The organism is Phytobacter diazotrophicus (genome assembly GCF_052061655.1).
GTDB lineage: Bacteria > Pseudomonadota > Gammaproteobacteria > Enterobacterales > Enterobacteriaceae > Phytobacter > Phytobacter diazotrophicus.
Genome location: NZ_CM125428.1, coordinates 2,801,609 through 2,823,497 on the forward strand (window position 1 = coordinate 2,801,609; position 21,889 = coordinate 2,823,497).

The 21,889-nt window shown below is 54.6% G+C and carries 22 protein-coding genes; 9 read left to right on the forward strand and 13 right to left on the reverse strand.

Annotated features, from left to right (window positions below):
• Positions 1-81: 81 nt before the first annotated feature.
• Complete coding sequence (gene araJ / locus ACS0RQ_RS13745; RefSeq protein ID WP_039079049.1) at positions 82-1,257, reverse strand: MFS transporter AraJ; 1,176 nt, start codon at positions 1,255-1,257, stop codon at positions 82-84.
• A 245-nt stretch (positions 1,258-1,502) separates the two neighbouring features.
• On the opposite strand from araJ, the gene ppk2 reads away from it, so the two are divergent.
• The 3 genes from ppk2 to ACS0RQ_RS13760 all read left to right on the forward strand — a co-directional run bounded on the left by ppk2 (position 1,503) and on the right by ACS0RQ_RS13760 (position 2,999).
• Positions 1,503-2,321: a polyphosphate kinase 2 gene (gene ppk2, locus ACS0RQ_RS13750; RefSeq protein ID WP_193796155.1), complete on the forward strand. Its 819-nt coding sequence runs from the start codon at positions 1,503-1,505 to the stop codon at positions 2,319-2,321.
• 166 nt (positions 2,322-2,487) lie between these two features.
• Positions 2,488-2,676 carry a type II toxin-antitoxin system CcdA family antitoxin gene (locus tag ACS0RQ_RS13755; protein WP_271850439.1) on the forward strand — a complete coding sequence of 63 codons (189 nt, stop codon included), beginning with the start codon at positions 2,488-2,490 and terminating at the stop codon, positions 2,674-2,676.
• 65 nt (positions 2,677-2,741) lie between these two features.
• A complete protein-coding gene (locus ACS0RQ_RS13760; RefSeq protein ID WP_499079321.1) occupies positions 2,742-2,999 on the forward strand; it encodes a putative type II toxin-antitoxin system PemK/MazF family toxin in 258 nt (85 codons plus the stop codon).
• Between the two features lie 92 nt (positions 3,000-3,091).
• Here the strand turns inward: ACS0RQ_RS13760 and fdnI are convergent, their stop codons facing one another.
• Genes fdnI through fdnG form a run of 3 tightly spaced genes read right to left on the reverse strand, consistent with a single transcriptional unit; the run spans position 3,092 to position 7,681 of the window.
• A complete protein-coding gene (fdnI, locus tag ACS0RQ_RS13765; RefSeq protein WP_271850438.1) occupies positions 3,092-3,748 on the reverse strand; it encodes a formate dehydrogenase-N subunit gamma in 657 nt (218 codons plus the stop codon).
• The gene (gene fdxH / locus ACS0RQ_RS13770; protein WP_039079054.1) at positions 3,741-4,622 is read right to left on the reverse strand and encodes a formate dehydrogenase subunit beta; all 882 of its coding nucleotides are present in this window, start codon (positions 4,620-4,622) and stop codon (positions 3,741-3,743) included. Before fdxH ends, fdnI begins: the two co-directional genes overlap by 8 nt.
• Positions 4,623-4,633: 11 nt before the next feature.
• Positions 4,634-7,681, reverse strand: coding sequence for a formate dehydrogenase-N subunit alpha (gene fdnG / locus ACS0RQ_RS13775; protein WP_271850437.1), 3,048 nt, complete (start codon positions 7,679-7,681; stop codon positions 4,634-4,636).
• Positions 7,682-8,013: 332 nt separating this feature from the next.
• On the opposite strand from fdnG, the gene yddG reads away from it, so the two are divergent.
• The 3 genes from yddG to ACS0RQ_RS13790 all read left to right on the forward strand — a co-directional run bounded on the left by yddG (position 8,014) and on the right by ACS0RQ_RS13790 (position 9,883).
• Positions 8,014-8,895, forward strand: a complete 882-nt coding sequence (gene yddG, locus ACS0RQ_RS13780; RefSeq protein WP_271850436.1) for an aromatic amino acid DMT transporter YddG — start codon at positions 8,014-8,016, stop codon at positions 8,893-8,895.
• 65 nt (positions 8,896-8,960) lie between these two features.
• Positions 8,961-9,407, forward strand: coding sequence for an Xre family toxin-antitoxin system antitoxin (locus ACS0RQ_RS13785; protein WP_271850435.1), 447 nt, complete (start codon positions 8,961-8,963; stop codon positions 9,405-9,407).
• A complete protein-coding gene (locus ACS0RQ_RS13790) occupies positions 9,407-9,883 on the forward strand; it encodes an RES family NAD+ phosphorylase (RefSeq protein ID WP_271850434.1) in 477 nt (158 codons plus the stop codon). The genes ACS0RQ_RS13785 and ACS0RQ_RS13790 overlap by 1 nt, the downstream gene beginning before the upstream one ends.
• On the opposite strand, the gene ACS0RQ_RS13795 is transcribed toward ACS0RQ_RS13790, so the two are convergent.
• Positions 9,867-11,369 (reverse strand): MFS transporter, encoded by a 1,503-nt coding sequence (locus ACS0RQ_RS13795; protein WP_271850433.1) that lies wholly within the window; start codon positions 11,367-11,369, stop codon positions 9,867-9,869. The two genes, ACS0RQ_RS13790 and ACS0RQ_RS13795, sit on opposite strands and share 17 nt — an antisense overlap.
• A gap of 112 nt (positions 11,370-11,481) precedes the next feature.
• Between ACS0RQ_RS13795 and ACS0RQ_RS13800 the strand changes: the two genes are divergently transcribed.
• Positions 11,482-12,072 (forward strand): TetR family transcriptional regulator, encoded by a 591-nt coding sequence (locus ACS0RQ_RS13800; protein ID WP_271850432.1) that lies wholly within the window; start codon positions 11,482-11,484, stop codon positions 12,070-12,072.
• Here the strand turns inward: ACS0RQ_RS13800 and nhoA are convergent.
• From nhoA to ACS0RQ_RS13820, 4 genes are all read right to left on the reverse strand, one after another.
• Entirely contained in the window at positions 12,054-12,896 is an 843-nt protein-coding gene (nhoA, locus tag ACS0RQ_RS13805; RefSeq protein WP_271850431.1) for an N-hydroxyarylamine O-acetyltransferase, read from the reverse strand. The genes ACS0RQ_RS13800 and nhoA overlap by 19 nt on opposite strands.
• Positions 12,897-12,971: 75 nt before the next feature.
• Positions 12,972-14,627, reverse strand: coding sequence for an ABC transporter permease (locus ACS0RQ_RS13810; protein ID WP_271850430.1), 1,656 nt, complete (start codon positions 14,625-14,627; stop codon positions 12,972-12,974).
• A gap of 42 nt (positions 14,628-14,669) precedes the next feature.
• Entirely contained in the window at positions 14,670-15,632 is a 963-nt protein-coding gene (locus tag ACS0RQ_RS13815) for an ABC transporter substrate-binding protein (protein WP_271850429.1), read from the reverse strand.
• The gene (locus ACS0RQ_RS13820) at positions 15,629-16,330 is read right to left on the reverse strand and encodes an ABC transporter ATP-binding protein (RefSeq protein WP_271850428.1); all 702 of its coding nucleotides are present in this window, start codon (positions 16,328-16,330) and stop codon (positions 15,629-15,631) included. The genes ACS0RQ_RS13815 and ACS0RQ_RS13820 overlap by 4 nt, the downstream gene beginning before the upstream one ends.
• A gap of 243 nt (positions 16,331-16,573) precedes the next feature.
• Here ACS0RQ_RS13820 and ACS0RQ_RS13825 point away from each other — a divergent pair, with 243 nt between their 5' ends.
• Positions 16,574-18,373 carry a diguanylate cyclase gene (locus ACS0RQ_RS13825; protein WP_271850427.1) on the forward strand — a complete coding sequence of 600 codons (1,800 nt, stop codon included), beginning with the start codon at positions 16,574-16,576 and terminating at the stop codon, positions 18,371-18,373.
• Between the two features lie 36 nt (positions 18,374-18,409).
• On the opposite strand, the gene ACS0RQ_RS13830 is transcribed toward ACS0RQ_RS13825, so the two are convergent.
• Positions 18,410-19,504, reverse strand: coding sequence for a malate/lactate/ureidoglycolate dehydrogenase (locus ACS0RQ_RS13830; RefSeq protein WP_271850426.1), 1,095 nt, complete (start codon positions 19,502-19,504; stop codon positions 18,410-18,412).
• 194 nt (positions 19,505-19,698) lie between these two features.
• On the opposite strand from ACS0RQ_RS13830, the gene ACS0RQ_RS13835 reads away from it, so the two are divergent.
• A complete protein-coding gene (locus ACS0RQ_RS13835; protein ID WP_039079068.1) occupies positions 19,699-20,271 on the forward strand; it encodes a flavin reductase family protein in 573 nt (190 codons plus the stop codon).
• Between the two features lie 150 nt (positions 20,272-20,421).
• Here ACS0RQ_RS13835 and pptA read toward each other — a convergent pair whose 3' ends face one another.
• The 3 genes from pptA to ACS0RQ_RS13850 are packed head-to-tail and all read right to left on the reverse strand — an operon-like array spanning position 20,422 to position 21,888.
• Positions 20,422-20,652: a tautomerase PptA gene (gene pptA, locus ACS0RQ_RS13840; RefSeq protein ID WP_271850425.1), complete on the reverse strand. Its 231-nt coding sequence runs from the start codon at positions 20,650-20,652 to the stop codon at positions 20,422-20,424.
• A gap of 55 nt (positions 20,653-20,707) precedes the next feature.
• A complete protein-coding gene (locus tag ACS0RQ_RS13845; RefSeq protein ID WP_107223093.1) occupies positions 20,708-21,325 on the reverse strand; it encodes a glutathione S-transferase family protein in 618 nt (205 codons plus the stop codon).
• Positions 21,326-21,357: 32 nt separating this feature from the next.
• The gene (locus ACS0RQ_RS13850; protein ID WP_271850424.1) at positions 21,358-21,888 is read right to left on the reverse strand and encodes an AAA family ATPase; all 531 of its coding nucleotides are present in this window, start codon (positions 21,886-21,888) and stop codon (positions 21,358-21,360) included.
• Between the last annotated feature and the right edge of the window lies 1 nt (position 21,889).

The window sequence follows — 21,889 nt, forward strand, 5'->3', positions numbered from 1 at the left end:
ATGCGCCTGTTAGGGCGCGGCTGGTAACAGAGCCTTACAGGCGCATCTGAAAAACCTCCGGCTATGCCGGAGGATATTTATTCAGGCCAGTGCGCTAACGTCAGCACGAACCCGCTTCGCCTTTACCCGCCCGTACATAAGCAGTGCTGACATGGCCGAGAACGAAAGGATTGCGGCGGGCAACGTGACGTAATCCCAGCTCAGACCGAGCGTGATCATCAGTCCGCCAAAATAAGCGCCGATGGCACTGCCGAGGTTAAAAGCAATTTGCCCCCCTGCCGCACCCAGTAATTCACCGCCTTTGGCATTCTGTAACAGCAGAATTTGTAGCGGTGCCGCCAGAGCGAACAGACCCGCGCAGCAGATAAAACCCATCGTTAAAGAGGCAACTTTGTTTTCGCCGAAGGCAAACAGCAGCAGCAAAGACAGTACAATCACCAGGTCGGTGGTGGCTGCGATGCGCAGCGGGCTATATCGCCCGGACAATCTGCCGCTTAACAGATTACCCAACACCATTCCCAGCCCCATTAGCATCATGATGACCGTCATGAACATTTCCGAAAAGCCGGACACGTTCAGCATAAATGGCTTCACAAAGCTGAACCAGGCGAAGACGCCCGCGTTGCCAAACATGGTAGCGGCGAAGATAAACCACGGCTCTGGCTTTTTCAGAAAGCGAAACTGTTCGGTAAAACGGGTTTCGGATTTATCAAAAAGTTGGGGTACCCAGAGGAGAATGGAAACGAGCACCAGCAAATTAAACAGCGCAATCAGCATAAAGGTGTAGCGCCAGCTAAAGGCATGACCAAGCCAGGTTCCCAGCGGTACACCCGCAAGGTTAGCCACCGTCATCCCGGCGACCATACCCGCAACGGCCAGTGTCACTTTTCCCGGCGGAGCAATTTTAGACAGAATAATCGCCCCAACGCCGAAAAACGCGCCGTGAGGGAATCCCGACACCAGCCTGCCGATGGCCAGCATGGTATATGACGATGAAAAGGTAAAAATTGTATTCCCCACCGCGCACATGGCGACCAGGAACAACAGAATGGTTTTCAAGGAAAAACGGCTGGAGAACACGGCGATAATCGGCGCGCCGATCACCACGCCAAAAGCATAAAAGGAGATCATATTGCCCGCCGACGGAATGGAGATCCCCACATCTTTCGCCAGTTCGGTCAGCACCCCCATAATGCCAAATTCCGCCATGCCAAGGCCAAAAGTGCCCAGTGCTAACGAAAAAATCGTCTTTTTCATACCACAACCACATGTTAATAGAATGCAACAAGCATTATCGACCATTCGTTAAGTGTGAACCAGTTCAAACTCTCCTGCTGGCATATTCATCCATACATTCAGCTCAGGCTGTGAATGTTTTCATACCCTATGCGATATATCGGAAGCCCCTGAAATACAATGACACGAGTAATTTTCGCGCGCATCTGAACCGACCATTACACTTCTTAGGCGTCTCGTTATTTATTTGAAAGAGGAAGAGAGTCATGGGAAAGAAGAAAAACATCAGCACCATCGCTGACGCACCTCCTGCGGCGCCGCTTAAAAACAAGGAATATGAGAAAGAGTTACGTCGGCTTCACGTTGAACTGGTAAAACTTCAGCGCTGGGTTGTCAGCAAAGGGCTCAAAGTCTGCATCGTCTTTGAGGGGCGTGATGGCGCGGGCAAAGGCGGCACCATTAAAGCCATTACTGAACGCGTCAGTCCACGTATCTTCCGCGTTGTCGCCCTGCCCGCACCCACTGAGCGCGAAAAAAGCCAGCTTTATCTGCAGCGTTACGTTCCCTATCTGCCGGCGGCAGGTGAAATTGTTATCTTTGACCGTAGCTGGTACAACCGCGCCGGGGTTGAACGCGTGATGGGTTTTTGCACAATGGAACAAGTAGATAAATTTCTGGAAAGCGTCCCGATGATGGAGCGCGCGATGGTTGAGTCCGGCATTATCTTGTTGAAATACTGGCTTGAGGTGACGCCGGAAGAGCAAGAACGCCGTCTGCGCGATCGCGTGAACGATGGCCGCAAGACCTGGAAGCTATCCCCCATGGATATCAAATCCTTCGACCGCTGGGATGATTACACCGTTGCGCGAGACGCGATGTTCGAAGCCTCCGATACCTCATGGGCACCGTGGTTTGTCGCCCGCTCCGAAGACAAAAAACGTGTACGGCTGAATATCATTACCCACCTGCTAACGCAGATCCCTTATGAGGATATTCCGGACGATCCGGTGGAGTTCCCGAAACGCAAAATAGGTAAAGTTAAGCCCACCCATTATCCTTTCCGTATTATTCCCGAACCGTTCTGAATAATTGCCTTACTGCATCGGTTACCACTGCCGATGCAGTTTCCTTTATTACATCTGTTTCTTTTTTCTGGAATTGTTCTCGCAGTAAGGGAATTACCAGGGGGTTCAGTATTGTTTTTTATACGGGGGGATTGATAATGCAGCTATCATTCACAAGGAGGCGAAGATGAAATCTCATTCACAACACGACAACCCTATCAAAGAGCTTCTGACAGTTACGTCGCCCCGTCCGGCCTTAACCGTCGAAGAGCGTAAGGAACAGCGTAAACGGGACAAAGCCTTCATGCGTGCCATGAATGATTTTACGGCTAAAGCGGGCTTACTGTCTGATGATCCCTTCTTTGGGGGGATCTAAGGTGCTTCCAATTTGATGTTTATCTGAATCCGTCGGAAAGAACGAATACGTTACAACCCTATATTATGGTGATACAGCATGATTATTATGATGATTTATCAACGCGCTTAATTCTGCCATTAAGTTTTCGAAATCAATTAACCAGCCATCATCATTCGGCTACACCATTAGTGAATATTGATTTTCAGACGTTATTTCTTAATACGCCTGGAATAACAAGTGTGGATAAAAAGAAATTAAGCAATAGATATTTTGTATGTAATCTGAGCAGTGCACGATCACTGGTTATTGGTGCCATTGATGCGTTAGTGACGAATACGTAACTCTCTCTACCGCCACCCGCCCCAGCCTGACGCCTGTGAACACGCCAGGCCGGGTAAGTGGGTAAATACGCAGTTGGCATACCCGGCGAACGCTATCTGAGCCCGTGCATGTTCTCTTCTTTGGCTTCCTGCCTTTCGACCTCAAGGTACCAACGCGGATGATGTTTGCGTGCCCAGCGGCGGCTCACTTTCCCTTCGATCATCCCTTTAATTGAGCCTTTCACCCAGAACGCCATATACATATGAATCAGGATGGCGTGAAGAAGGATAATGGCAGAGGTTGCGTGAATCAGCAGGCTATAGCGGATCACCTGAATCGGAAAATATGGGGCAAACCAGGGGCGCCAGATGATGATGCCGGATACAAGTAAGATAAAAATCATACTCATGATGGTCCAGAACATCATCTTTTGCCCGGCGTTATATTTGCCGACTGTCGCGACCTTGTGCTCGTTGCCTTTCAGTACCTCCACAATCCCTTTCAGCCAGGGAATATCCTGCCTGTCCGGGATGTTGTGATGCACAAAGCGCACAAACATCACCATCAGCATCAGGAAGACCGCAACGCCAAAGAACGGGTGCAGGATGCGCCCCATCTGCGGTGTACCAAAGGTCTCCGTCAGCCATTGTAGCGTCGGAAAGAAAAACGAGATCCCCGACAGCGACACCAGGAAGAAGAGGATAACCATCGTCCAGTGACAGGCGCGATCAATAAACCGGGTGCGCACAATCATTTTCGAATCACTCATGATGCTCCTCGTCGTCATCGACTTCTTTATTCGGCCCAATGCCAATGTAGTGGTAAATCAACCCGGCAAACGAGGCGATAAAGCCGGCGGCAGCCAGCGGTTTCAGCGCCCCTTTCCACAGGCTGATGGACGTGTCGATGGCCGGATCCTTCGGCAGGTTGTGGTACAACGCCGGTTGGTCATTATGGTGCAGCACATACATCACATGTGTGCCGCCAACGCCTTGCGGGTTGTAGACCCCCGCATTCGGATAGCCGCGTTTTTTGAGTTTCTCCACACGCGCCTGCGCGACGTCCAGCATCTCCTTTTTGGTACCAAAGTGAATGGCCCCGGTTGGGCAGGTTTTCACGCAGGCCGGCTCCTGGCCGACACTCACGCGATCCACACACAAGGTGCATTTATAGACCCGGTTATCCTCTTTATTGAGACGCGGGACGTTAAAGGGGCACCCGGCGATGCAGTAGCCGCAGCCGATACAATTTTCCTGCTGGAAATCAACAATCCCATTGGCGTACTGGATGATCGCCCCGGCGGATGGGCAAGCTTTCAGACAACCCGGATCCTCACAGTGCATGCAGCCATCTTTGCGAATCAGCCACTCCAGCTTGCCGTTTTGCTCGGTTTCGCTAAAGCGCATCACCGTCCAGGATTTGGCGCTCAGATCCGCCGGGTTGTCGTACACCCCGACGCAGTGCCCGACTTCATCGCGGATATCATTCCACTCAGAGCAGGCCACCTGGCAGGCTTTGCAGCCCACGCAGGAAGAGACATCAATCAGCTTGGCCACTTCATCTTTATAATCCCGCGCACGTGGCGCGGGGGTGATGGGATTTGTCGCGGAGCGCTTGAGAATGTCCTGTGTTTCCATTGCCATATCGTCGCTCCTTACGCTTTCTCGATGTTGACCAGAAACGCCTTGTACTCCGGCGTTTGCGAGTTCGCATCGCCGACGTTGGGTGTCAGGGTATTGGCGATGTAGCCTTTCTGCGCCACCCCTTCAAATCCCCAGTGCAGCGGAATGCCAATGGTTTCCACCTGCTGGCCGTTAACGTGCAGCGTGCGCAGACGACGCGTAACCACCGCCACTGCGCGAATAAAGCCACGCTTGCTGCTGACCTTCACGCGGTCGCCGTTGGCAATGCCTTTGGCTTTCGCCAGCCCTTCGCTTATCTCGACAAACTGTTCCGGCTGCGCGATAGCGTTCAGGCGCGCATGTTTGGTCCATGTGTGGAAATGCTCCGTCAGACGGTAAGTGGTGCCGACATACGGAAACCTGTCTTTCTTGCCAAGACGGGCGGCATCGTCTTCGTACAGACGGACGACCGGACTGGAGATCACGTTTGGGTGCAGCGGGTTCGTGCCGAGCGGCGTTTCCATCGGCTCGTAGTGTTCCGGGAACGGCCCTTCTGCCAGCTTATCAAGCGCAAACAGGCGTCCCAGCCCTTCCGGCTGCATGATGAACGGATTGGTCGCGCTGCCCGGCGGTGCGGTGTTGAAGTCCGGGATATCGTTACCCGCCCATTTACTGCCGTTCCACTGGATCAGCATGCGTTTCGGATCCCAGGGTTGACCGTTGATATCCGCCGAAGCGCGGTTGTAAAGCACGCGGCGGTTCATTGGCCACGCCCAGGACCAGCCCAGCGTATTGCCTAGCCCTGACGGGTCAGCGTTGTCGCGGTTAGCCATCTGGTTGCCTTGCCCGGTCCAGCTACCGGTATAAATCCAGCAGGAAGACGCGGTGGTTCCGTCGTCTCGCAACAGCGCAAAACCGCTCAGTAACTCCCCTTTCTTCGCAATCAAGACCCCCGCCGGGTCGTAGAGATCCGCCAGCGCAATGCCGTTGTTCTCTTTTGCTATTTCCTCAGGCTCGGGGCTTTCAGGTTGCTTATACGCCCAGCGCATTTTGAGCAGCGGCTCAATACCTTTGCCGCCTTCGCTTCGATACATCTCGCGCAGGCGATGGTAAATCCCGGCCAGAATTTCACCGTCATTGCGCGCTTCACCCGGCGCATCCTGCCCCTTCCAGTGCCACTGTAGCCAGCGCCCGGAGTTGGCAATTGAACCCTCCTCTTCGGCAAAACAGGTCGATGGCAGACGGAAAACTTCGGTCTGGATGGCCATCGGATCCACATCATTCATTTCGCCGTGGTTCTGCCAGAAATTAGAGGTTTCCGTGACCAGCGGATCGATAACCACCATGTATTTCAGCTTGCTCAGGCTGCGCACCACTTTGTTTTTGTCCGGGAAAGACGCCACCGGGTTAAAGCCCTGGCAGAGGTAGCCTGTGACATTGCCTTTATCCATCATGTTGAAATACTTGATAACGTCATAGGCCTGGTCCCACTTCGGCAGCCAGTCAAAGCCCCAGTTGTTCTCCTTCTGCGCGGCATCGCCATAGAAAGATTTCATCAGACTGACGAAGAACTTCGGATAGTTACCCCAGTAGTTCACCTGATCGGGCAGCATGGCTTTCGGTGTATTTGCCGTGAGATAAGATTGCAGATCTGCCTGTTTTTCTGACGGCAGCGTCAGATAGCCCGGCAGACTGGTCGACAGCAACCCTAAGTCTGTTAAGCCCTGAATATTGGAGTGACCGCGCAGCGCGTTAACGCCGCCGCCAGCCATGCCCATATTGCCGAGCAGAAGTTGGATCATCGCCATAGTGCGGATGTTCTGCGCGCCCACGGTGTGCTGCGTCCAGCCCAGCGCATACAGGAAGGTGGTGGTCCGGTCTGCCGCGCTGGTGGAGGCCAGCACTTCGCAGACTTTCAGGAAGTCTTCTTTTGGCGTACCGCAGATATTTTCCACCACCTCCGGCGTATAGCGGGAAACGTGCGTTTTTAGCAGGTTCCACACGCAGCGCGGATGGGTCAGCGTTTCATCCCGTCTGGCATAGCCGTTTTCATCGAACTGATAGTGCCAGGAGGATTTATCGTACTGGCGTTTTTGCGCGTCATAGCCGCTGAACAAGCCGTCATCAAAGGCAAAATCGTCCCGCACCAGCAGGCTGGCGTTGGTGTAGTGTTTGACGTATTCGGCGTTGATCTTATTGTTTTCGATCAGGTACAGCAGTACGCCCGACAGGAAAGTGATGTCGGTACCGGAACGGATTGGCGCATAGATATCCGCCACCGACGCCGTACGCGTAAAACGTGGGTCGACGACAATCAGCGTCGCATCGTTACTGTTTTTTGCTTCCATCGCCCAGCGGAATCCCACCGGATGTGCCTCAGCGGCGTTACCGCCCATCACCATCACGACGTTCGCGTTTTTGATATCAACCCAGTGGTTGGTCATCGCACCGCGACCAAATGTTGGAGCAAGACTTGCTACCGTTGGTCCGTGTCAGACGCGTGCCTGGTTGTCTACCGCCAGCATGCCGAGAGAGCGCACAAATTTTTGCGTCAGCATGCCGGTTTCATTGCTGGCTGCCGAGGCGCACAGCATCCCGGTGGAGAGCCAGCGATTGACCGTTACACCTTGCGCATTCTTCTCTACGAAGTTGGCGTCACGATCGTCTTTCATCAGTCTGGCAATACGTTCGAAGGCGTCATGCCAGGAGATGCGCTGCCATTTGTCAGAACCTGGTGCGCGATATTCCGGGTAGCGCAGTCGGTTATCACTGTGAACATAATCGAGCAGGCCCGCCCCTTTAGGGCACAGCGCGCCGCGGCTGACCGGATGATCCGGGTCACCTTCAATGTGGTAAATCGATTCACGGGCGTTTTTCGCCCCATCCCCCAGGCTATACATTAATAGCCCGCAACCTACGGAGCAGTATGTGCAGGTATTTCGAACCTCTTTCGCACGCAGGAGCTTATAATTTCGCGCCTGCGCCAGTGCCGCTTTGGGGGCAAATCCCAACGCAGCAACGGTTGTCCCGGCCATACCACCCGCACAGATTTTAAAAAACTGCCTGCGGCTGACGTCCATTGTGTTCCTCGTTATATGAAGAGAGACCCTGAATAATTCGAGTTGCGCAAAGGCGGCAAGAGAACGGATTCCCTGGTGCTTACGAAAAGCGAACGCAGCCAACACATCGGCAACTTGAAATATGACGGGTGTACTGGCGAGGAAAACTAACAGCTATATCCCTGCGTAATTTGCGGCAAATCAATATTGCAACGCAGTAACTTCTTAATAGTCTTTTCTGGCGCATTTAATTACCCCTAATGGGGTGATATTTCATTGTGATTTATTAGTAGGCATGCTGATTAAAGTGCTATAAATTCCCTCTTTGCTGTTTTTTAATGGAATAGAGTTGCATGAATAAGAAGAGAGCCACGCTGACCGGGCTGTTAGCCATCGTGTTGTGGAGTACGATGGTGGGTCTGATTCGCGCAGTCAGCGAAGGCTTAGGTCCGGTCGGCGGTGCGGCGATGATTTATACCCTGAGTGGCATTTTACTTATTCTCACGGTCGGTTTTCCCGATATTCGACGTTTCCCTCGCTGCTATTTACTGGTAGGCAGCGTTTTATTTGTCAGCTATGAACTCTGCCTCGCCCTGTCACTGGGGTTTGCCGCAACACGCCAGCAGGCGATAGAGGTCGGCATGGTTAACTATTTATGGCCGAGCGTAACCATTTTATTTGCGATCTTGTTTAATGGACAAAAAGCTACTCTGTGGGTCATTCCGGGACTCATTCTGGCTGTCATAGGGGTGAGCTGGGTATTGGGCGGCGAACAGGGATTGAATCTTCACGATATTACACAAAATATTCTCTCAAGCCCGTTAAGTTATTCTCTTGCTTTTGCCGGTGCGTTTATCTGGGCAGCTTACTGTACCGTCACCAGTAAATATGCCAAAGGGTCGAATGGCATTACGCTCTTTATTCTGCTGACGGCGGCAACCTTATGGATAAAATTTGCCCTGACCGATCAACCCACCATGCATTTTACACTTCCAGTGGTGATCAAACTTGCAATGACCGCCGTCGCGCTGGGCTTCGGCTACGCGGCCTGGAATACCGGCATTTTACACGGGCACGTTGCCGTACTTGCTGCCGCGTCATACTTCACACCGGTACTCTCCTCGGCGCTGGCAGCCGCCGTGTTGAGCGCCCCGCTCTCGTTTTCCTTCTGGCAGGGCGCGTTTATGGTGTGCGGCGGATCCCTGCTTTGTTGGTGGGCGACACGGCGTCAGTAGTGATCATTGCACCCCTTGTTCATTTGAACTAAAATTAACATCAAATGAACAGACGGAGCAGAGAAATGCAACTCTATACACCGGGCGTACGCGCGATCCCGCACGACCTGCTCAGCATCCTGGGGCTTCCTGCCACAGCGATTGCCGCTCATGACAGCATCAATGCCGGTCTGAGTGCAGGTGTGTTGCGTGATATCGCTGGCGCCGTCTCTCTTGATGAAATCACGCTGTGTCGAATGGCTGGCATTGATCGTAATACCTATAGCCGCAGGCTTAATAGTGCGGAAAAACGCTTTTCACCAGAACAGAGCGCGCGCGTCTACACGCTGGCGCGAGTGATCAGCGCCGCTCGTGAGTTATTTGAAGGTGACAGCGAGCGTATGGCCGCCTGGCTCAATAAACCCGCGAAAGGCCTTGGCGGTAAAAAACCCGCAGAGCTTCTCTCGACACCCGCCGGTGCGGAAGCGGTACTGACATTGATTGGTCGCCTTGAGCATGGTGTGATCGGCTAATGGAAACTGTCACCTTCTGGCGTCTGGTCAAAGAACGCTATGCGCTGACCGCCTTCGACGGCTACGGTGCCCGAACCTTTGGCGGACGCTGGAATTCACCGGGGCATGAATGCGTCTACCTGGGTGAATCAAAAGCCCTCTGCGTGCTGGAAACACTGGTACATCTTGAGATTGAAGATATCGCCCAGGGCTACTGTTTCTTAACCCTCGATGTACCGCGTAATCTTATCGCGACGCTGGATTTGACCGCCCTGCCCGAAGACTGGAAAGCTGACCCGCCGCCTGTTTCCACGCAACACATCGGCGATGAGTGGCTGGCATCGAAGCAAAACGGGCTGATACTGCGCGTCCCCAGTACCATCACCGGTGAATGGAACGCGCTGTTTAACCCCGAACACCCACAGGCGGCGAAAGTCCTCAAAAGCGTAAAGTCCGAACCCTTTATGCTGGATCCCCGTCTTAGCCGTCCTTGCTAGCCTGTCTGTCGACACCTCTAAGACTCAGCCACACGCCGACCGCCAGTAGCATCAGCATGATGCCGGCGGTACTTAATGCCACGCTGTGCGACGAGACGAACGCGCTTCTGGCCGCACGCATGATCCCCTCCGCCAGGGGGGATGAGACCTCTTTCGCCAACTGGAATGCTTCACCAATTGATGACGACGCCAGCGCTGCCTGCGTGTCATTTAACCCCGAGGGTAGCGTAATCGAAGACGAGAAGCTGCGGGTGAGAATCAAACCAAACAGCGCGATGCCAAGCCCTGCCCCCAGTTCGTATGCCATGGTTTCAATAGCTCCTGCGGCGGCCGCTTTCTCTTTCGGGGCTGCTGCCATGATAGCCGCTGTAGAAGAAAGTAACGCACTGGCCGCGCTAAACCCCAGCAGCGCCATCAGGATCCAGGCCTGAGTTTGTTGGGTGGAAAAGTTCGTTACCGACAGTCCCAAAAAGCTAAAGGCACTCAGCGCCATGCCGCCGGATGCCACCTGGCGTAAGCCGAGGCGGGAGACCAGCATACCGGCTATCGGGCCACTGAACCCGCTTGCCAGCATCACCGGCAGCATAAACAGTCCGGCGGCAAACGGCGTAAAGCCGTGAACAAACTGTAACTCCTGCGCCATCAGCAGCTCAAAACCGACCAGGGCAACCATGGCTGTCACGGCCATTAACACCCCGCTCAGAATGATGCGATGCGTGAACAGGCGTAGATCGATCATCGGGACAGACGCCGCCAGTTGCTGACGCACAAATCCGGCCAGTAGTGTCGCCCCCACTAAGAACACCGCGATCACCCCCCAGGCGGCAACGCTACCTTTGAGCGCCGTTTTGGCGCTCCATACCAGCATGAGAATGGCCGCAATCAGCATCACCGCCTGGCTGAGATTGAGTGGTTGCTGACGCCGCCCCGGCTGGCGAGGCACATAACGCGCGGTCAACACCATCACCACCATCACGATCGGCACATTGACCAGAAACACGGCGCCCCAGTTGAAATGAGCCAGCAACCAGCCGCCAATCAACGGGCCAAACGCGGCACCACCGGAGCCCACCGCGGCCCAGATGCCAAGCGCCATATTGCGGTGTTCTGTTTTCGAAAATGTATTGCGGATACCGGCAAGTGTCGCCGGAACAATCATCGCCGCGCCGATGGCGAGAATGGCGCGCGAGGCAATCAACTGTTCGGCGCTGGCAGACATGGCCGCCAGAAAAGAGGCCAGCCCAAAAAGACCACTGCCCGTCAGCAACAGGCGTTTAAAACCGATGCGGTCTCCCAGCGCCCCCATGGGCAACACCATGCCAGCCATCACCAGTGAATAGATATCGATGATCCACAGTAACTCATTACCGCTGGCTGCCAGCTCTGCACTCAATGTCGGTGATGCCACGTGCAAGACGGTGGCATCAATAGCAACCGGAATATAAACCAGCACGATAATGACCAATGTTAACCACTGACGAACCATAATTTCCTCATAACTTATGTTGGACACGCGTCCAGAATGGCGATCCTACGGAAAGTTGAACAACTGTCCAGCTTTTTGTTAGACTCCGTTTCCTTCACGTTTAGGGGGATATATGGGCTATTTGAGTCGGGATGAGCGCCGGGAATTGATCCTGCAGGCGGCGATACGCGTTGCGTTAAACGACGGATTTGCCGGGATGACCGTGCGCAGGATAGCTAACGAAGCGGGTGTCGCCACGGGCCAGGTGCATCACCATTTCAGCTCGGGCGCAGAGCTAAAAGCGCAGGCGTTTGTGCGGGTGATGGGCGAACTGCTGGATGTGGATCTGTTACCCGAATCCGCAAGCTGGCGCGAACGGTTGCATGCCATGCTTGGCAGCAATGAAGATGGCTTCGATCCCTATATCCGTCTGTGGCGGGAAGCCCAACTGCTGGCAAGCAAAGAGCACGAGTTAAAAGGCGCTTATGTGCTGACGATGGAAATGTGGCATGAAAAGGTGGTCGATATTATTGATGCGGGCGTGAAAGCCGGTGAGTTTATCCGCCATGATTCGACGGAAAACATCGCCTGGCGCTTAATTGCCCTGGTCTGCGGGCTTGACGGCATCTATGTGCTTGGCATGCCAGATGTCGACGATGCGGCGTTTGATCGACACCTGGATGCCATGATTCATCGCGAGCTGTTTTACGCCCCTTCCCCGTGAAGATCGAAACGCGACATCACGGTGTCGAGCGCATCAACGCTGAACCCATAATGCGGATCATCCGTACCCAGGCCGAATCGTTGCTGCATGATGTCATACAACGCCTGGGTATCCGGTAAGGTCTTCTCCTCCACCGCATGTCCGTTGCGCCAGTGGGTGAAGTGATAGTTAGTCAGCGTCAATTTTCCGCCGTCCGGCTGATGCAGGCACATCAGCAAATGGTGGCGAAAGTGCGATTGCGGCCAGTGCGCCGAGTGGAAATTCCCCATCACAAAATCAGCCTGATACTGCTGCCCCATCTCAAATTGGTAAATAGACTGCCAGCGATCGTGGTGGCGAAACTGCAAAATCCAGTCCGGCCCGGCCTGTTGCAGACGGTACAGACCGTGCGGCGTCTCCTGCTCAATATCCGCCTTGAGGCGTACAGGCGCAGTGAGCGTGAGCCCGCCAAAGCCGACATCCGCAATCCACTGCTCGTCCCCTAACGTCACCAGAACGACACGGTGCGTGCGCGGCGGCATCTGCGGCGGATTTGCCAGCACCACACGCCCCAACAGGCTGCGCACCTCAAAGCCGATTTCGCGCAATACGCGCTCAAACAGCCCATTTTGTTCAAAGCAGTAGCCGCCACGACGGGCGATCACCAGTTTATTAAAGATGGCCTCATCGCTCAGTTCGATTTCCCGAGGCAGAACGACCTCAATATTTTCAAACGGAATGCTGCTGTTATGCTGCAGATGCAATGTACGCAATGTTTCCAGATTTACAGCCGGGACAGCGGAATAGCCAATACGGGCGAAATAGTCGTCCAAAAACGAGGTCATAAGAAGCTCCTGCAATAGATGTCCTTCTGTTATATCTCATTTTTTTCAGGGCACAGGGGATTTTGTGCCGTGGATTTATCGTTGTGTGCTCCGCTGCATAATCGCCAGCGCGGTCAGCATCAATGCGAGCCCGGTAATGAGCGTCAGCGTCGCCATCGCCATGCCTTGCCCAACCGATCCCTGTTCAAACTGCCGCCAGATAAAGACCGCCACCGTTTGCGTTCCTGCCGGGGCCAGCAGCAGCGATGTCACCAGCTCACGCGACGCGATAGCAAAAACCATCAGCATCGCCGCCAGCATGGCCGGAAAGACCAGTGGCAGAACAATAAAACGCAATGCCTGCAGGGGGCTGGCGCCATGAACACGGGCGGCTGGCTCCAGATTCCCGCCTAACTGACGCAGCGCACTCCCGACATAGCGCACCGGCCAGGGCAGCAACAGGCAACAGTACGAGAGCAGCAAAATAGCCCAGGTGTTGTACGGCGAGACGGGCCAGAACGTGCGGTTCCACAAGAGAATCAGCCCCACCCCCACCACAATACCCGGTAGCGCGGCGGGCATCAGCGACAGGGCGTCTATAACACTGCGCCCTTTGATGCGCTGCACCACCACAAGCCAGGCGGCAAGCAGCCCGACAAAACCGGTGATCAATGCCGACGCAAAAGCCAGTGACAAACTGGTCCCCAGGGCTGTTAAGGCATCGCCCTGCTGAGCAAACAGCGCGACATAATGGGCAGTCGTGGCGTTTGCCAGTGATAAGCCGCCCGACAGGGTCGACATCACGCCGGTGATTGCCATGGACAGCCCCGGCACCAGCACCGCCAGAAAGCCGGTAAATGCCATCGCCCCTACCACCGGCACGGTCGCGATACCCAGTTTCGCCCCCATATTTTCCGTGGGTTTACCCGTCACGCTGGTCACGTCCTTTCCACCGGTCAACTTGCCCTGTAACCACCAGGCGCTGAGCGCAATCACGATCAGAATCAGCGACAGCATGGACGCGCCCGGCAAGTCGATGGGCCAGTCGGCCAGTTTTTTTTCAATACCAACGGTCAGCATCACCACGCCGGAACGGGTGCCCAACGCGGCAGGTACGCCATACTCTTCAATCGCCAGAGTGAAGGCCAGCAGCATGCCTGCCGCCAGCGAAGGCGATAGCATAGGCAGCGTGACATGCCAAAAGGCACGCCACGGCGTTGCGCCATGCACGCGGGCAACCAGCGCCAGACGCTGCCCGCTGGCAAGCAGGCTACGGGATACCCCGAAGTAAACGACCGGAAAAATATTGAGTGTCATGACCAGCACGATCCCGCTTTTGCTGAATAGCAATGCATTGAGATCGAACCCCAGTAACTGGGCAAGATAGCCATTGGTTTGCAAAACCAGCATCCAGGAGAGCGCCGCAATATAGGGCGGCGTCAGAAACGGGATCAGAAACAGCAGATCCCACATCCGTGGACAGGGTAAATCGAACAGTCCACGCGCCACCCCCAGCGGCAGGCCAATACAGGCGCTCAGCAGCGCAACGCCTGCGGCAATTTGCAGCGTTCCGGCAAACATTGCCGGGAGTTGTGGTTCAGAAAACAGCGGGCGTAACCCGGAAAACGCGCCCTGCAAAGAGCCAGCGCTAAACTGCGGAAAAACGGCCTGCAGAACAATAAACAGCAACGGCAACGCGACCAGAACCATCAGCACGGCCACAGTCACAAGCGAGATTAATCGTTGGTTCACGGCGAGTATCCAGAAGACGGGGTTGCCCCCGTCAGATGATGATTACTGAGCGAAAAGTGTGTTGAAGCGCTTGAGCACGGCGCCGCGCTCGCTGGTGCCATCGTTTTTGGTCGGCAGAATTTTCAACTCGTTAAAGAGAGGACGTTTGGCCTGCACATCGGTACGCGCTGGCATCAGCCAGGCATCGGCCACCAGTTTCTGTCCTTCCGGCGACAGCACATAGTCCACAAACGCTTTTGCATCAGCTTCATGTTGGGTGGATTTGAGGATCATCATGGGACGTGGAGCAATCACGGTACCACTGGCCGGGAAGATCACTTTCAGTGATTCACCCTGCTCAATGTTGCCATAGGTAACATAGTCAACCGCGCCAAACACCGCTGCTTTTGCACCTTGCATCACCGGCGTGACAGCCTGGGCGTTCGGACCGCTAACCACCATGCCGTTTTTCTTGAGTTCATCAAACAGTGTCCAGGCGCTTTCGCCCATACCGTTTTGCAGACCGATGAGCAGGTCCAGCGATGCGCCAGACAGGGCCGGATCCGGGGTAGTGACTTTGTCTTTAAATGCAGCCGCCGTCAGATCTTTCCACTCTTTCGGCTCTGGCGTACCGCTTTTGGTATTCCAGACGATACCCAGCGCGGAAACGCCCTGGGCGACATAATCCGAACTTTTGAGCATCTCAGGCACCTTTTCGGCGTTGGCGCTTTGGTAAGGCAGTAACCAGCCACGGTTATGCAGATCTTCTGCGGTGTCCCAGGAGGCGGAAATCAGAATGTCCGCCTGCGGGTTGGCCTGCTCAGCTTCAAGGCGCGCCATGACTTTGCCGGTTGTGGCCTGGAAGATATCCACTTTCACGCCGGTTTTTTTCTCAAATCCGCTGGCAAGACCTTTCGCCAGCGAACCCGGACCGGCGGTATAAACGGTGAGCGCATGAGCGCTGGACATCATAGCGGACGATAACACCATGGCTAAAGCAACTCCTTGTTTCAAAGACATTTTCATGCAATTTCCCCTGAGGTTGTTGTAATAGAACGAATCGCGTCTACACGACCGGCAGACAAATGAACAATACGGTCAGCGAGGATCTCGGCTTCACGGCGATCGTGGGTGACATAAACGGCAGTAATGCCGAGCTGGCGAAGCAGAGAGGCCATCTCACGGCACAAAGATTCGCGCAGTTCACTGTCGAGATTGGAAAGAGGTTCATCAAACAACAACACGCGCGGCTCGGCGACAATGGCCCGTGCCAGCGCCACGCGCTGCTGCTGGCCACCCGAGAGCCCGGAGGGTTTGCGCTTAGCAAACTCGCTAAGGCCAACACGCGCCAGCGCTTGCAGGACACGGTTTTCACGTTCAGCGCGCGGGACATTACGCATCTTTAACGGGAAAGCGATATTCTCTTCCACCGTCATATGCGGCCACAGCGCATAGTCCTGAAAAACCATGCCAATATCACGGGACTCCGGCGGCAACGCCCATCCGGCCTTCGCCACCAGACGCGAACCGAAGGTAATGGTGCCGTTTGCAGGTTGTGTTAATCCGGCAAGTAAACGCAACAGCGTACTTTTGCCGCAGCCTGAGGGGCCGAGCAATGCCACGATAGTGCCTGCGGGAATATGGAGATCGATCTGATTGAGAACGGTGTTGCTGCCAAAGGCATACGACACACCTTCCAGGCGGATTTCTGTGAACGCGTCCATTAGCGCTCTCCCACAATGAGAAAGCGTCTGACACCCGTGGTCTTCATCCAACGGGTCGCGTCCACCTGCACGAACGTCAGGGGAGCATACATATTGTTATCCTCTTTGGGATTTGATGCGGCTGACTATAGGCAGGAAATGTGACGTATAAATTACGGTAATGTTGCGTCTTGATTTATATATAAGAATAGTAAACCCTTAGAAGATCTCTCCTGATTTTCCCTAATATAAAAAGGTGATTACGTGCGTATCGCAACGATCACAAATTTTGCATACATCGCAACCGTTGTTCTGACACTCTCTTCCGGCGTTGCACTGTTCAGCGCCTCAAGTGCGGATCGTGCTGAACGTGCAGCCGTCGCACAGAGCCGTCTTTTCGATACGCTGACCGATGACCTGGAACGAGAAGCTTATGCGTTGAGTGATCTTGCCCGTGAGGCGGTGGTGAAACGGCAGCCGGAGAACATCAAGGCCTGGCGACAAATGCTGGAGACCGATGTCCAGTTCGAAAACCATCTGCTGGGTCTACATGATAACGGCGCAACGTCAGCAGAAATACTGATCCTCCGGGATGGACTTAAGGTCTTTGATCAACTTGAAGATGAGCAGCGTGCTGCCGTATCCGCAGTGGAAGCGGGTAATTTTAATGAAGGCATGAATATCATCTTTGGTCAGCAGTACCAAGACCAGCTTGATCAGGCCGAATACCGCTTTGCCCATTTTCGCAGTTTGTCGGACCAACGCACTGCGAGCGTCATTGCCGAAGCGACGGCGCTATCGCAACGGCTACGCACGGTGTCAGAGGTCATGGTAGCGATTACCGCCCTGCTTTTCTTATTTGTGCTTGGGTTTATTATCAAACACCGCATCTTGCGCCCGGTGGTCACGCTGAGCGACGTGGTGAACCGGCTGGCAACACAGGATTATGCGGTGGAAACACCGGTACTGGCGCAGGTAGATGAAATTGGCGATATGGCGCAGGCCATCCATATTTTTCGTGAGAACGGTCTTGCCCGACAGCGTCTGGAGCAAGAACGCGATGCCGAGTGGGCTTCGCGCACTTTGCTGGCGAGGATGACGCAACGTCTACAGGGCTGCGACTCCCATGCAGGCATTGTCAGAGTCGTTGGCCGTTTTGCGCCGAAAATCATACCGGACATGGGGGGACGGCTCTACATTCTGGATTCGCGGACAAACCGCATGAAATGCGCAGCGCGCTGGCTCCTGCCGCCCGGCGAGGATACCCCTTTTACCCCCGATGCCTGTTGGGCATTAAAACGTGGACAACTGCACTGCCCGTCGCACGATTCGGTAGATATGCCCTGCGAACATCTTGTGCCGGAGGTGGCTGCACGGGCCATCTGTGTTCCGTTAATCGCGCAAAACAAGATTATCGGCCTGCTCACCTTCGATAATGAGCAGCAGAAAGAGCCGACCTACGCCTATCTGGAACTGATGGCAGAGACCATCGCGCTTGCGCTGGCAAATCAGATATTGCGCGATACCCTGACAGAAAAAGCGACCCATGACTCGCTGACCGGGTTGCGTAATCGCCATAATCTGGATGAGACCCTTCGCAGTCTGGTTGATCAGTCGATGGCAAACGGAACCTCGCTGAGTTGCCTGATGATCGATATCGACTACTTTAAAAAGCTAAATGATAGCCACGGACATGAAGCGGGTGACAAAGTGCTGCGCGACATTGCCCGGTTGTTACAGGACACGGTGGGCGATAACGGGATTGCCTTCCGCTACGGTGGCGAGGAGTTTCTGATTATTTTGCCGGATACCAGCGAGACCGATGCCAAAAAACTGGCTGAACGATTACTGCAAAGCGTACTGGACCATCGCATATTTTATGAGTCGCATGATATCGGGCAGGTTTCGATCTCTATCGGTCTGGCTACCTGGCCGCAGCATGCGCGGGCGGCAAATCTGATCCGGGCAGCGGACCTTGCGCTTTATATGGCAAAAGAACAGGGGCGCGGCCAGATTGTGGTCGCCCGCAATGCCAACGCACCTCAGACGCACCTTTCCTCCTGATATGACGGCTGCGCGGCAGCGCGCGCAGCCATTTTGTTACAGTGTCACTTGCTCACATTCTGCCTGCAAGCGATCGGCCTCATCCTGCGGCATCCCGGCCCGCACTGCCGCCGCACAAATCCCCTGCCAGCTCCCCGGATCCAACGGAATCCCCTGCGCCTTACGCAGACGGCGGTTGTTCTCTTCCCACTCGCCAGGCACCAGAATCGGCTCGTCATTGCTATGCGGCGACTGTTTTACCCATTCAACGAAAGCCTGCGTTTGTTGCTGCATATCCGGCGCGGCAAACATGTCCGGGTTTAAAATAATGGTGGTCATACAGTTGAAAATAGCATCGACGCTGGCCTGCAAAGAGCCCTGATGGGTGGTCTGTCCGCCGGATAAGGCTCCCCCCATAATTTCGCACAGTGCCGCCAGCGCATAGCCTTTATGTTGCGCAAACGTCACCAGTGACCCCAGCGGCGAACGATGCATAACCGCCGGGTCGTTAGTGGGAAGCCCCTGCGCGTCAATAAGACACCCATCGGGCACCGGCACGCCTTTGTGGTAAGCCACGCGCGTTTTTCCAAATGCAATAGCGCTGGTTGCGTAGTCCAGTAACAGGGGCGATTGCCCTTCCCGGGGGAAAACTACGCAAAAAGGATTTGTTCCGAACCGACTGTCTTTTCCGCCAAACGGGGCCACCATCGGATCGCCCACGACATTGACAAAATGGATGGAGATAAAACCGGCTGCGGCACACTGTTCGGCCCAGTAACCAATACGTCCGATATGATGAGAATTGTGAAGCGCAACGGCAGCAAGGCCATGTTGTCGGGCCTTTTCAATGCCCAGTGAGATAGCCTCATGCGCGGCGACCTGACCAAAAGCCTGATTGCCGTTCAGGGTGACCACCGCGCCCATATCTTTCACCACGCTGGCATGGCGGTTGAGTTGCAGGTAGCCCTGTTCAAGGGAGCGAACATAGCTCGGGATCATCCCTACGCCATGAGAATCGTGTCCGGCAAGGTTTGCCGCCAGCAAATGTTCCGCAACAAGGCAAGCTTCCTGTGGTTCGCTGCCCGCATAGTGCAGGATTTTCTCGATAAAATGGTATAAGCGCTGGGGATGAAGACGAAGCCCTGTATCCATTGATAATTCTCCATTTATTATGTTGTTGTCTGCATTTCCATGCTGCATCTGAGCTTGCCTGAGGTCAATAACTGTACGGGCACAGAGAATAATGGCCTGAAGATTGTTTCTGTGCGGGATAAACATGCAATGCGCGGTGTGAGTACCGGGCATCTGTGCTTTAATTCCTGCACGACAGAACGAAGGAGTGGCTTATGAGTTTTTTCCGTCCGGTGGCGCTGGATCACGCCAGCCGCTTGCTGAATCACGGCCCGACCATACTGATTACCAGCCGTGATGAGAGTATCGACCGTCGCAATGTCATGGCGGCGGCCTGGTCAATGCCCGTTGAATTTTCCCCCGCCCGCATCGCGATCGTGGTGGACAAAAGCGCCTGGTCGCGTGAACTGATTGAACGCAGCGGTATGTTCGGCATTGTGGTGCCGGGCGTGGCGGCCACCCGCTGGACCTGGGCGGTGGGCAGCATTAGCGGTCGCGAAGAGGATAAATTCAACTGTTACGGTATTCCGGCCATCGCTGGCCCGGTACTGGGGCTGCCGGTCGTAGAGGAAAAATGTCTGGCGTGGATGGAATGCCGCCTGTTGCCGCCTACAGCCGCAATGGAAAAGTATGACACTTTGTTTGGTGAGGTGGTCTCCGCCGCTGCGGATGAACGCGCCTTTAGCAACGGCCACTGGCAGTTTGATGATGACCAGTTAAACACCATCCACCATCTGGGTGGCGGCAATTTCGTCACGAGCGGCAAGTCGATAAAAGTTCCGGGTTAACCTGAAACTCGCCCCGGTAAGCGCAGCGCCACCGGGGACAATTCCCGGATGCGGCGTAAACGCCTTATCACGGCTACGTCCCCCTGGCCCCTTTTTGGGAGAGGGCTGGGTTGAGGGGAAAAGCGTGTGCAGACATTTCCCCGCAAGCTATTACATCTGATAACCGGGCTTCTTAATGAGTGTGTCCATCTGCGGCCCGATTTCCGTCTCCCATACTTCGCTTTTCCACGCATCCGGGTCGATTTCGGTTAACGCGACGCTGATGGAACTGTCTTTGCTGCTTAAATGACGGGTGATCACATCGGCGATATCGGCTGCCAGCGCGGTTTTTTGCTCATCGTTCAGGTCACGGGGAAAACATTTGATATCAACATGTGGCATGGTGTGCTCCTTATAGTGGGACAACCAACCTACCACACTGAAAAAACGTCAGTTATCAAATAATGTCGTTACGGCGCAAAACGGACTGCAGCCTGGGTTGCGCGCAAACCGCATCGGCAATCGCGCTGATTTTCGGCGTGTTTTCCTTAAACCAGTCATGCCGTGGCCCCCAGGTTCTGATTACACAGATATAGATATCCAACAACGTTAGCTGTTCGCCAAACGCGTACGGCGTGGCGTGTAACTGCTGTTCCAGCCAGATATAGAGTGATTTACGATACGCGATACAGTGGTCGCGCAGTTCTTGCGCCGCACCGGGAACGAAGCGTTCGGGATAGTCGGCATAGGTGAATGTCGGGTAAACATTTGCCACCAGCCAGACCAACAGCCGCCAGAACTGATTACGTTCAGGCGTGCCCGTCGGCGGCGCCAGATGCGGGTGTTCATCGAGGATCATTAACGCAATGGCAGCCGATTCCGTCATGATGCTGCCATCGTCAAGTTGCAGCGTAGGCACCTGGCAAAGCGGGTTGAGTTTCAGCAATTTTTCCTGGTTATGCCCCGGCGAATCGAACCCTTCAACATTCTCAAACTGATAAGGGATATCCGCCAGCGTCAGCATCAGCTCACTGATGGCTGAACCCCAGCCGGGTGCGCCATAAACGGTGATCATATGACCTCCTTTCTTGCGAGTGAACAGTAAGTCTACGTCAAACTGGCAAGAAAGGTGTCGACCTGCTGTGGGCTGGTAAGACGCACAAAGCGGATGTGTTGATACTGCGGGTTGGCCATATCGGCCGCGTAACGCACCCGGTTATGGCGCCAGGTTTTTAATGTCCAGATGAGGATTGACTCGCGGCTTAAGAATGCGCGACGGAAACTTTCCGTATTGCCGGTGCCAGGCCACAGCTCTTTTCCCTGCCATGCCCGGCGAATCACCCGAAGCACCGCCTGGCGCAGGGTACGCCAGAAACCATAATCCAGCCAGATAACCAGATCGACATCCCGCCATTTGATCGGACGCGATCGGTTGTAATTGCCGTCCAGTACCCAGCCTGGTGTGGCATTCAGCGCCTCTTCTAACAATGCGTAGAAGTCCTCATCACTGCGCCCTTGCCACTCCGGCAGCCAGTAAAGCCTGTCCATTTCGATATACGGCACATTAAGCTGCGCGGCCAGCCGCCGCGAAAGCGTGCTTTTACCGCTGCCGCTAGTGCCGATCACATTAATTTTCATA